We start from the raw sequence: 10,705 nt of genomic DNA, 5'->3' as shown, positions 1-10,705 counted from the left end.
ACATCCTGAGGGACATGAGCGTCACCTGCCCACCAATAACTACTCTGTGCATTCATCCTTTCACCGTTTGAGAAAATAGGCGGCACGTTACGGACAAAGACCCTTGCTTATAGCAATCTATGGCATAGGATATATAAAAAGTGGGATGACGGAATGCCAGGGAGGGATGAACGTGTGGATTTCTGATGTTGGAATTCTGCTGAATGCAACGGTGCACCGGGGAATTCCCGGCGGAAAGACGGGAGCGGAATCCCTCGTCAATTATGAAGAGGCGGCCCGGATGTTCGGCTTAAGGCCGTGCTATATGAAACTACAGGATATCGATATTGAACGCCATGAATGTTCGGCGTTTGTTCTCAGAGAGGGAAAATACGTTTACACCAGGCTTCCGCTGCCAAGGGTCATTCATAACCGGGCCATCTACTTTGACGGGCGGTCAAAAAATAGAATTCAACGTCTTATAGACGGCGGATATATGATATTCAACGCCCACAATCGGTACGGGAAAGATGAAATTCATCACTTGCTCGAAAGTAACCCGCTGCTTTCGCAGCATCTTCCCGATACGACGATCGCCGCCCCTTCCTCTGTCCAGGAAATGATGCGGCGATATCGTGATCTGATATTAAAGCCTTGCGTCGGCAGCGTCGGCAGAGGAATTATGCGCCTTCACGCCCACGGCCAGCACTGGTATCTTACTTATGCCCGAACCGGGCGATCCCTGGGATGGACGACGGTTCGCTTGAATAGACAACAACTTCCGGGCATCCTGCTGCGCCGGATCTCCCAGGCGCCCTTCCTTGTCCAGGAACGCATCGCACTGGCGGAATATAAACAGCGGCCTTATGACCTTCGCGTCTCCATCCAGCGAGGCATCAGCGGCAGCTGGAGCCTGACGGGAATGTATGCCAAAGTCGCCGCATCCCGAATGTTCGTCTCCAATGTCGCTCAAGGCGGCAAGGCCTTCCCGGCCGAACGAATTCTGGCCGAAAGCCTGCCTGGGTTATCTGCGGACAGAATCTCGGATAGCGTACATCAGCTCGCCTTCGGCGTGGTCCGGCAGCTGGAGCAGCATTTGCCTTTTGCGGCGGACCTTGGCCTGGATATCGGCGTCACGAAGGGCGGCAAGCCGTATTTTATTGAATGCAACGGACGGGATCAGCGTTACGGCTTCCGAAACGCCAATATGCCCCAGTATTGGAAAAAAACCTATCGTGAGCCCATGGCCTATGCCCGGTACCTGGTAAATCGGCAGCACGCCGGCATAGGACTTTGAGCACGGATCCCGGGTTAGTCTGCCATAAATTGTGCGCAACCTCCGGAAATCCGATAAAGCAGGTAAAAACGCAGAACGGGAAACCGGGAAAACAACGGATGCCGGACAAAAAGATGCTTAAACGAAAGACCGAAAATGCGTCATGCTGCTTTTTCGGTCTGTTCTGCATCGGCTAATAGCTATCATACGGCTTAACCTTGTCCATGGTACCTGACATCTTCGATGCCGAACCAGGGAACGGCAGCGGCCGCATAGTACGCAGCCGCTAGGGCAATGACGAACATGAGAACTGCCAGCCCGTCATACCTGCTGAAAGCCGACGGATAATAATACGTTCTGCGCCCCGACCCGCTGAACTGCTTCGCTTCCATCGCCACGGCAACGCGGTGCGCCCGGCGGATGCTCTGCGACAGCAGCGGCACCGCATACAGCCGGACATGCTGAAGGAGGCCACTCGGCCCCCGGCCTGTCCGCACGCCGCGGATCCGCAGCGCCTGCCTGCGGATGAGAAACTCCTCCCATACGATGGACAGCAGCCGGATCGACGCCATGAAGCTGTATGCGAATTTGGGGGGAAGGCGAAAATTTTGCATCAGCGAATAGAACAGCTTGACGGACGGCGTGGTCATGACGAAGAGCAGTCCTTCTGCCGCAAAGGCAATCGCCCGGAATCCCAGGTGCAGCCCGCGGTAGAAGCTTTCCTCGGATACGCGGAACAGCCCCCACTGCCACCAGACGTGATCCCCTTTCCCGAAAAGGATCATCGTCAGGGATGAAGAGACGAATACGAGGCTGAAGGAGAGAACGAGCAGCCCCACCTTCCATGCCGGATAACCGCTGAGCAGAAACAGGAGGGCGATGTAGACCGCTGCCTGATAGACGGCAAAATCAATGCTTCGCGTCTGAATCGTAACGATAAACAACATGATCAGCAAGGCGAGCTTCAGCGAGGGATTCGCCCGGTGCAGCCAGGTATGACGGCTCGGAGTCAAAAACCGGTTCATCCGCTCACCTCCTCCTGCGCATCCGAAGCTGCGCCTTCTCCCGCAAGCCTCCGCCTCCCGGACTTTATCGCTATCAGGCTTCCGCCTTGGATTTCCCATACCTGGGTAGCGGCCAGCTCAGCGATTTCTCGCTCATGCGTCACCATAACGATCGCCGTGCCGCTGCGGCGAAGCGCTTCGCAGTATTCCAGGATGGCAAAGGCGTTGCGGGCATCCTGCCCGAATGTCGGTTCATCCAGCAGCAACACCGCCTGACGGCGCACCGCCGCGGTGGCAACGCTCAGCCTGCGTTTCTGTCCGGTCGAGAGCTGATACGGATGCCGGTTCTCCAAGCCGTGCAAATGAAACGTCTTCAGGCAGTCTTCGGCTTTACGCTCCACCTCAGCCCGCGACATGCCGCCCTGCATGTGAAGGGAAAAGGCCGTCTCCTCCAGTACCGTCTGGGCAACAAACTGAAACTCCGGGTTCTGAAACACGAACCCGATCCGGTCCGAAGGGCAGGTCCGCTTCCTGCCCCTTCCCTGCAGCAGCCTGCCTTCCAGCACGTAGCTGCCGGCGGTCGGAAGAAGCTGCATCAGGCTCAGCAGCAAGGAGCTTTTACCCGCCCCGTTAGGACCGACAACGGCGACAAAATCGCCGGCATATACCTCCGCCTCTTCCACCATAATCGCCGGCGCATCTCCGCGGAGACCGACAAACCCCCGCAAGGAGAGGACCGGCGCCGCCAAGTCCGCACCTTGCTGCGGGGATTGCACCAGGCCGCTGTTCCATGTATCCCGGTGACGGATATAATCCTCCCAAACGCCGGGATACCAAATGCCATTTTCCTGAAGGGTCCGGCGGTACGCCGTGAAGATTTCGGCCGGCTTGCCGTCGGCCAGAATGCTTCCGTCCGGCGCGAACAGAACGATCCGGTCGACCCAGTTCACGATTTCTTCGATCCGGTGCTCGACGATCAGCACGGTCCGTCCGGCCGATACACCGCGAACCGCCTCCCAAATTTGCTGTCTCCCCTCGGGGTCCAGCAGCGCCGAGGGCTCATCCAGCAGGAGCACTTCCGGTTCCAGCAGAAGGACCGAAGCGAGCGCGAGCCGCTGCTTCATCCCCAGGGACAGCCGTTCAATCGGAGTGTGCAGCTCTTCGAGGTCCAGGCCGACCCGTCCGAGCGCCTCCCGCATCCGCGGCACCATATCCTCCCTGGCTACTTGGCGGTTCTCCAGCACAAACGCCAGCTCCTCATCGACATACGGCATGCAGAACTGGGTATCCGGGTCCTGAAATACATACCCGCACGAGCGGGGCTTCCGAATGTCCGCATATTTGAGCGGAACGTCAATGACTGCCGGAATCAACCCGCCGAGCACCTGCAGCAGCGTCGATTTCCCGCATCCGCTTGGGCCGAGCAGAAGCACCTTTTCCCCGGCCGGCACGGACAGGGAAACATCCTTGAACACGAACGCCTTCTCACCCGGAAACTTCAGGCGCAGGTCCGTTACCGAAACGGCAATTTGCCCGCTCCCTTGATCCGTCCCTTGATCCGTCCTTTGATCCGCTCCTTGACCCGTCTCATGCACTGCCGAATGCTGCATCGTCGCGATACCCCGGTTAGTCTCAGTCATGATCGAGCGCTTCATAATCCTTGGCTGTCACCGGCCGGAGCAGCTGGGTTACTCCGGTTGCTTCCAAAGCTTTGGTCAGGGCATACGCCAGGTACCCTGCGAGTACCGCCGAGCTGATTAACCGCATCACGTACTTCAACACGATCATCCATGTCGAATAGTCCGTGACGTAGCCGTAGTACACATCCACCAGGAATGATCCCAATCCCGAAGCCATGCCGGCCAGCGCCGCTACCCCCATGGAGAATTTGCGGTAACGGAACAGGGCGAAGATCAGCTCCGCGGCTAGACCTTGCGCCACGCCGTAAATCGCCAGCTGAAGGCCCCATTCACTGCCGAACAGAATTTCTACGTGAGCCGCGGCAACCTCGGCCAGGAGGGCTACGCCCGGTTTGCGGATCAGCAGCGCGGCAAGCGTCGAAGCGAGGAACCACATGCCGTACATCAGCTCATCCGCTTGGAAAAACAGCGGCTTGAACAAGTCGTTCACCGAACCCCAAAAATGGTACACCACCCCGATCACGAGGGAGAGCAGAATTGTCACGAGCAGGTCGCTGAGCTTCAGCCCCTTCGGCCGATCCATCTGCATCGTACTGCTGTTCATTTGACAACATCCTTTCTTTTTCCAAAATTGGGCAATAAAAAAACCCCCTGGATAAGCGAGGGAGATCGTCAAATAAGCCCATAAAAGGACTTGAATTCTCTACGCTGGCATTATCCAGATCAGATTCCCGGTCAGCAGCGGTTCATTAGCTGCACTCTCAGCCCGATTCGCTCGAGCTCCCGTATTCCCATATGTACACAGATGAACGCAAGGCGCGGCATCGCCGCCTCCTGGTCCCGGAGCCATCGCCGTCCAAAGCGATAGATGCTTGGGTTCGATTCCGTGTAACAGGCACCTCGCCGCGATGAGTCGACGTCGGGCCCGTATTGATTCCAAAATACATGATCCTCGAAGGATTGGCAATACCATTTTTCTCCGGAGCGGTTTTCAGGATTTGTTGCATATTGATTTGGTAGCCGTTCTATGTCAATATATTCAGAGTGCTACAGGCACGTATGGAAGGGAGATTAGGCATGACAAAGAAATTACTGCGGCTCATGACAGAGCTCTCCTCGCGAAAGTGGCTCTCTTCCATGATGGGACGCTTCTCGCACAGCCGACTCAGCAGAGGGATCATCCCTACGTTTATCAAAAGCTATCAGATCCCGGCGCATGAAGCGGAGAAAGAAATCTATGAATACCGCACGCTCAACGAATTTTTTTCGCGGCGGCTGAAGCCCGGCATGCGTCCAATTCACGAAGGCGAGCACGTACTCACGAGCCCCGTCGACGCCAAGATCACCGCAATGGGTGAAATCACCTCAGGCACGATTCTGAACGTGAAAGGGCAGGATTATTCGGTGGCGGAGCTGCTTAATTTCTCTCCCCACCTGGAGTTATATAAACATGGCTATGTCTTTGTGCTGTACCTCAGCCCTACCGACTATCACCGGATCCACTCTCCAATCACAGGCGTGAAAGTGGAGAGCGAGCATATCAAGGGCCGGTGCTACCCGGTCAATGATTTTGGCATGACCCAGATGAAATCCGTGCTGTGCCGCAATGAGAGGCTGATAACGTATATCAAGGGAGCCCTGGGAGAAGTCGCGGTCGTCAAAGTCGGCGCCATGAATGTCAGCAGCATCCGCTACGACGACGAAACCGCCAATTCCTGGCGTAACGGCGATCCGCTCGCCTATTTTGAGTTCGGTTCGACCGTCGTGCTGCTGATCCAGGACGGCGCATTCACCCCGCGGACAGACCTCCGGACCGGAGATCATGTCCGCATGGGCCAGCTGCTCGGTCAGCTGCACCCGCATAAAGGCTGAACCGGAAGCGAATCCGGCTCAGCCTTTTTTGCTTAGGAGCGCGAGCATAATCCGCTGAAACCACCGGCCCGGAAGCAGCTGCTTGGCCTTTATCGTCCAGCGTGTGCCGGCAGGCAGCGCATAGCGGAATGCCGGCTTGTTCATACGTGCGATTCTCGCGATCAGCCGGGCCACATCGGCCGGATCGCCGCGCTGGTCGGCGTTGTCACGGGAAAAGGCCATCACCTGGCTCAGCATCCGCTCGTAGGGTGACCGCTCGGCGGCGCTCATCTGCGCAAATCCTTTGTCCCAAATGGCCGTTCCGTACGAACCTGGCTCCACCACAACGACATCGACGCCGAATGGCCGCATTTCTAGGGCAAGGCATTCGCTAAATCCCTCCACAGCAAACTTCGACGAGACATAGGGGCCAAAACCGGGAAATCCGACAGCCCCGCTGACGCTGCTGATCTGAATGATTTTTCCCTGATGGGCCTCCCTCATCGCGGGAAGAACGGCCTGGGTGACCGCAACCATCCCGAAGAAATTCGTTTCCAGCTGCGCCTTCCACACGTCCATCGGAATCTCCTCGATCATTCCTCCGTATGCGGTGCCTGCATTGTTCACAAGCACGTCAATTCTTCCGTGGGATTTCAGGATGCCCGATACCGCCTCAAGCACCTGTCCCCCGTCCGTCACATCCAGCCTAACCACGTGAATATGCTGTATTACCCCCGCCGTCTGCGCAGCGTCCATCAGCTCCCCGCTCGCTTCCGGCCTTCGCATGCCGGCAAAAACCGTGTATCCGGAGGCGGCCAGCTCCACGCTGGCCAGCAGCCCGAAGCCGCTGGAACCACCCGTGACCAGCGCGACCGGCCGCTCATCATGTCCTCCCAATTGCGCTCCACTCCCCGTTCAGATGTTATTTCGCCGGAAACAAAAACGGCTCATCCGCCAAGTAGCTGCGGATCGCGGACAGAATATACCCCTTCTGTTCCTTCAGCGACGGAATTTCCTGCGGATTGCCGGCGTGAAACGCCTGATTCTCCAGGACCGCCTGCAGGAAAAAGGTTTCCAGCATGGACACGCTCTCCTTTGGAAGAAGTCGCATGCTTTCGTACCCGTCCAGCAGCATGCTCCGCTGTGCCGGGTACAGACCGATGAGCGCCTGCGCCAAGTCGTAGGCATAATAACCGAACCCGCAGCGGCCAAAATCGATCGGGCAAGGTTCCCCGTCCGTGAATACAACGTTCCCTTCGTGGAGATCCGCATGGATCATACCATACCGGGAAGGGCCCGGAGGCCATGCGGCGATCCGCCCTCTGATGAGGTCCGCCGCCTGTACATAAAGCGCCCATTCATCGGAACTCAGAAAGGCGCGGTGCCGCCGTTCCAGCCGCTGCATATCTTCTGTCAGGCTCGCAGCCCCCCATTCGGGTCTGACGAACCCTTCCGGCGGAACAAAGCTCTGCGCAGCCTGATGGAGCCTGGCCATAAGCACGCCCATCCGGTACACCTGCCTGTCATCGAGGCCGCCCTCCGCCTGCTCCCCTTCGATCCAGCGCAGCAGCGTCACCGGCCAACCCTGGCTTCGGTCCGCCTCGCAGATCGCCACGGTATTCCCTTCCTGGTCCGCTACGCCTTCCGGAACCGGCAGGCCTTGGGAAGAAAGCCAATTCAGCCACATCATTTCCGAACGGATGGCCGGTACGTCGGCCGACACCGGATGGATCCGCAGCAAAAATTTGCCGCCGGACCGCGCGCTCACCCGGTATGTAATATGGTCTGAAATTTGGATAAATTCCGCATGTTCCTCCTTAATGCCAAACTTCTCCAGTGCGGACATCAGCACCTGCTCCGCCTGAACCAGCAGGAGGCGCAGGCTGTCCTCCGAATTTGCTCCGAATGCTTCATTCATTTCGCTATCCTCCATCCTCTGCTTAACACCTTGCTCCCACAGCATACCATAAGCCGGCAGGCCAGGGGAGGGCGCGACCGCGAACCGTATTCTCCGCGTAACCGGTACTATTGACCATTTCAATCTAATGATGCGCGCACAAAAAAGCAGCGGCGGGCTGGCATCCCGCGCTGCTCTTAGACATCATTTATATCAGGTGTGATGAAGTTCATAAAAAAGGTTAACGAGTGGGGTTAAAACCATACGTCGCTCATGATGCTGACCGGTCTGAACCGGCGCATCCGGTTACGGCCGTTCCCCCGCGCCGCCGCAGCTGCGGCATACCCGTCACGCCTGCGAATCCGCCGTCTGCTCATCCGACTCTTTCCTCCCTTCGTTTATTCGGTGCATTTGCAAGCTTGAAGCTTATTACCCGAAAGGGGAAGACCGCGAAACAGCAGGAAACAATTACCGGATTTCGGACGGATTCTTGCCCGTATACTGCTTGAATTGCCGGCTGAAGAAAAAAATGTCGCGGTATCCGAGCGCATCGGCCACCTCCGTGACGTTCATGCCGGCATGCAGGAGCAGATGCTGCGCCCGGTCGATCCGCGTCCGGATAATGTAAGATTGAACGGGTGAGCCGATCAGCTCCTTGAATTTGATCGAGAAATACCGCGGCGACAACCCGGCGCGGGCGGCCAGATCCTCGACCCGGTGCGGTAAGCCGGGATGCTGCTGAATGTAATTGGCGATCTCGTGAATCACCTCGGTCAGCTGGTTGCTGACCTTCTTCTCCTCCGGCTGCTGCCGGTCGTGCCGGAGCAAATGGATCATCAGCTGCTTCAGGATGAGCTGCCCCTCTTCCTGGGCGGCGAAGGTGTTCACAAGAAACAGCCTGACGTAGCGGGCAAGCATGTATTCAAAGTCAACGGTTTCCGTCAGCTTCCGGTACGGCAGCGGAATATCCGTCACAGGCTCGGACACCCGAAAGTGGCTGTAAGTCAGAACGAGCGGCTTCTGCGGATTGTGCGTGGCGCTCGTGTGGTCGCCGGGCCTGAACAGGAAGCAGCTCCCCTTGCCGACCTCATACGGTTCGTCATTCCGGATGACGGTCCCTTCCCCGCTCCATACGTAAAATAAATCGTAATTTTCCAGCGCCTTCTCGCGCTTCTGCCATTTCCAGCCGGGCTCGCACACAATTTTGGCGAGGGACGGCAATATTTCAAAAGATGACGGCGATGCGTGCAGCATGTCGTCATTCCCCCCTATATCATAGACTCATATCTTTCCTCCCTATGATACTATTTCGGCGCGGTTTTTGCACATCCGGCCCATCCCCCTGGGATTCCGACGGGTTTACGCCCCTGTAGGCCTGTCCAAAATCGCGCCTTCTCCCAAAGCCGTAAATAACCGCACACAGTCTACAGGATCTGCCTTCGACTATTCGTTCATACGATGCCGGATATCCTCCCATGCCGCAGCCAGCCGGTCAACCCCCTCCTCCAGCTGCCGCTCATCCCATCGGGCATAGCTGAAAAAGGCGGCCGGCAGTCCCGGCTGGATCCTGTAGCCGGACGCGTCCCTGAACGTTACGCCACGAGCCGCTGCTGCGGCTGTAAAGGCTGCAAAAGCTTCCGGCGGTTGCAACCAATAGGCATACACATGCAGGCCGGAATCTCCCGGCATCAGCGAGAACAGATGCCCCGCCTTCTCCCGCATCCGGGTGCAGAAACGGCGGTGGCGGGCACCGTAGATCCGCGTAAGCCGGCGGAGATGCCGGCCATAATCGCCGCGGGCCATAAACCGGGCAAGCGCCCGCTGCTCAAGCAGCCCTGTCGTCAGCGGCTCGTACAGCGTTTTGGCCCGCAGCACCGCATCCACGAGCGATTGGGGGACAATGGCGTAACCCAGGCGCAGCCCGGCAAACATCGTCTTCGAGAAGGAGCCGATATAAATGACCCGATCCCGCGTATCCAGCGTCTTCAGCGGCTCGATCGGCCTGCCGCCGAAGCGGAACTCGCTGTCGTAATCGTCCTCCAGGATGACCGCCTCGTGCCGCTCCGCCCAGTCCAGCAGCTGCCGGCGCCGCTCCAGCGTCAGGACGGCGCCGGTCGGGTACTGGCGGCTCGGCGTCACCAGTACAAGGCGGGCGTCCCAATCGGACAGACGGATGCCGTGGACATCGACCTCAGCCGGAATCACTTCCGCTCCGCAGGCAGCCGCCGCCCGGATGATTCCCGAATAGCACGGATCTTCAAGCACGGCCGCCTCGCCTTCATTCAGCAGCAGCTGAAAGAGAAGGGTAATACCCTGCATTGATCCGCTGAAGAGCACGATTTGCTCCGGATCGGTATGAATTCCCCGCGTGACGCGCAGATGGGCGGCGAGCGCCTGCCGGAGGCCAAGGTCCCCGGCGGGATCAGCGCCGCGCTGCATATCCTCTCCACCCCGGCCTCCTGCATAGGCCATGGCGCTGCGCCACTCCGCATAGGGAAACAGCTCCATGCTCATCCCGCCTCCCCCCAAGTCGATGCCGGCGGGAGCCTTGCCGCCGCCGGATCTCGGGATTGGCGGGAGCTCTAGCAGCCGCTCTCCCCAACGGGATAGGGCAAGCGGTGCGGCAGCCGCATCCCCCCCTGCTGTTGGCGCAGGTCCCGCTTGAGCCACGAAGGTCCCCCGGCCTACTTCACTGTGGACATAGCCTTCCGACACCAGCATATCGTAACCTAAGGCGGCCGATCCTCTCGACAAGCCGTATTGATCCGCGAGCTCGCGGGTCGAAGGCAGCTTCGTTCCTCCAGGCAGCCTCCCCTCCATAATGGCGTCCCTCAAAGCGTGATACAGCGCCAGGTACTTGTACCGGTGTTTCTCAATATAAGTTTCCAGATGCAGGGATATCTCCATGCCGTCCTCCCTTCCATTGCTGCGGAACCAGATGCAACAAACGTATTTTTCCTCCCGTGACCGCTTATCGTCTCAGCCGCCAGCAAAATGGACTATAAAAAATACTCTAAATTGGACCTTTTTCCTTGTCAATATTCCCGTTATGCTGTTG

10 protein-coding genes and 1 riboswitch are annotated in these 10,705 nt (G+C 58.0%); of the genes, 2 read left to right on the top strand and 8 right to left on the bottom strand.

From position 1 onward, the window contains the following. The first annotated feature begins 172 nt into the window (after positions 1–172). Positions 173–1,276, top strand: a complete 1,104-nt coding sequence (locus tag K2F33_RS14700; protein WP_263882095.1) for a YheC/YheD family endospore coat-associated protein — start codon at positions 173–175, stop codon at positions 1,274–1,276. Between the two features lie 191 nt (positions 1,277–1,467). On the opposite strand, the gene K2F33_RS14695 is transcribed toward K2F33_RS14700, so the two are convergent. From K2F33_RS14695 to K2F33_RS14685, 3 genes are read right to left on the bottom strand one after another with little or no spacing between them, the layout of a single operon-like run. After that, positions 1,468–2,280 (bottom strand): energy-coupling factor transporter transmembrane component T family protein, encoded by an 813-nt coding sequence (locus K2F33_RS14695; RefSeq protein ID WP_263882094.1) that lies wholly within the window; start codon positions 2,278–2,280, stop codon positions 1,468–1,470. Continuing rightward, entirely contained in the window at positions 2,277–3,899 is a 1,623-nt protein-coding gene (locus K2F33_RS14690; protein ID WP_263882093.1) for an ABC transporter ATP-binding protein, read from the bottom strand. The genes K2F33_RS14695 and K2F33_RS14690 overlap by 4 nt, the downstream gene beginning before the upstream one ends. Then, positions 3,892–4,503 carry an ECF transporter S component gene (locus tag K2F33_RS14685; RefSeq protein WP_076174107.1) on the bottom strand — a complete coding sequence of 204 codons (612 nt, stop codon included), beginning with the start codon at positions 4,501–4,503 and terminating at the stop codon, positions 3,892–3,894. Before K2F33_RS14685 ends, K2F33_RS14690 begins: the two co-directional genes overlap by 8 nt. Positions 4,504–4,582: 79 nt before the next feature. After that, a riboswitch (TPP riboswitch) is annotated at positions 4,583–4,696 on the bottom strand. A gap of 280 nt (positions 4,697–4,976) precedes the next feature. On the opposite strand from K2F33_RS14685, the gene asd reads away from it, so the two are divergent. Next, on the top strand, positions 4,977–5,771 hold the full coding sequence (gene asd, locus K2F33_RS14680; protein WP_089548444.1) for an archaetidylserine decarboxylase: 795 nt from the start codon (positions 4,977–4,979) through the stop codon (positions 5,769–5,771). A gap of 18 nt (positions 5,772–5,789) precedes the next feature. On the opposite strand, the gene K2F33_RS14675 is transcribed toward asd, so the two are convergent. The 5 genes from K2F33_RS14675 to K2F33_RS14655 form a co-directional block, all read right to left on the bottom strand. Then, positions 5,790–6,647 carry an SDR family oxidoreductase gene (locus K2F33_RS14675; RefSeq protein WP_263882092.1) on the bottom strand — a complete coding sequence of 286 codons (858 nt, stop codon included), beginning with the start codon at positions 6,645–6,647 and terminating at the stop codon, positions 5,790–5,792. Positions 6,648–6,672: 25 nt separating this feature from the next. After that, the gene (locus K2F33_RS14670; RefSeq protein WP_263882091.1) at positions 6,673–7,668 is read right to left on the bottom strand and encodes a phosphotransferase enzyme family protein; all 996 of its coding nucleotides are present in this window, start codon (positions 7,666–7,668) and stop codon (positions 6,673–6,675) included. A gap of 233 nt (positions 7,669–7,901) precedes the next feature. Beyond that, a complete protein-coding gene (locus K2F33_RS14665; RefSeq protein WP_256992934.1) occupies positions 7,902–8,024 on the bottom strand; it encodes a hypothetical protein in 123 nt (40 codons plus the stop codon). Positions 8,025–8,115: 91 nt separating this feature from the next. After that, on the bottom strand, positions 8,116–8,901 hold the full coding sequence (locus K2F33_RS14660; protein WP_076174099.1) for an AraC family transcriptional regulator: 786 nt from the start codon (positions 8,899–8,901) through the stop codon (positions 8,116–8,118). Positions 8,902–9,090: 189 nt separating this feature from the next. Continuing rightward, positions 9,091–10,554, bottom strand: coding sequence for a MocR-like pyridoxine biosynthesis transcription factor PdxR (locus K2F33_RS14655; RefSeq protein WP_263882090.1), 1,464 nt, complete (start codon positions 10,552–10,554; stop codon positions 9,091–9,093). Between the last annotated feature and the right edge of the window lie 151 nt (positions 10,555–10,705).

It is taken from the genome of Paenibacillus sp. PSB04 (assembly GCF_025809195.1).
GTDB lineage: Bacteria > Bacillota > Bacilli > Paenibacillales > Paenibacillaceae > Paenibacillus_AQ > Paenibacillus_AQ favisporus.
The sequence above is the reverse complement of the archived record's forward strand: the minus strand, read 5'-3'. Positions and strand labels throughout refer to the sequence as shown.

Coding starts and splice junctions, on each gene's coding strand:
- K2F33_RS14695 (WP_263882094.1), bottom strand. CDS start 2,280: ATGAACCGGTTTTTGACTCCGAGCCGTCATACCTGGCTGCACCGGGCG.
- K2F33_RS14655 (WP_263882090.1), bottom strand. CDS start 10,554: ATGGAGATATCCCTGCATCTGGAAACTTATATTGAGAAACACCGGTAC.
- asd (WP_089548444.1), top strand. CDS start 4,977: ATGACAAAGAAATTACTGCGGCTCATGACAGAGCTCTCCTCGCGAAAG.
- K2F33_RS14670 (WP_263882091.1), bottom strand. CDS start 7,668: ATGAATGAAGCATTCGGAGCAAATTCGGAGGACAGCCTGCGCCTCCTG.
- K2F33_RS14660 (WP_076174099.1), bottom strand. CDS start 8,901: ATGCTGCACGCATCGCCGTCATCTTTTGAAATATTGCCGTCCCTCGCC.
- K2F33_RS14690 (WP_263882093.1), bottom strand. CDS start 3,899: ATGACTGAGACTAACCGGGGTATCGCGACGATGCAGCATTCGGCAGTG.
- K2F33_RS14665 (WP_256992934.1), bottom strand. CDS start 8,024: ATGAGCAGACGGCGGATTCGCAGGCGTGACGGGTATGCCGCAGCTGCG.
- K2F33_RS14685 (WP_076174107.1), bottom strand. CDS start 4,503: ATGAACAGCAGTACGATGCAGATGGATCGGCCGAAGGGGCTGAAGCTC.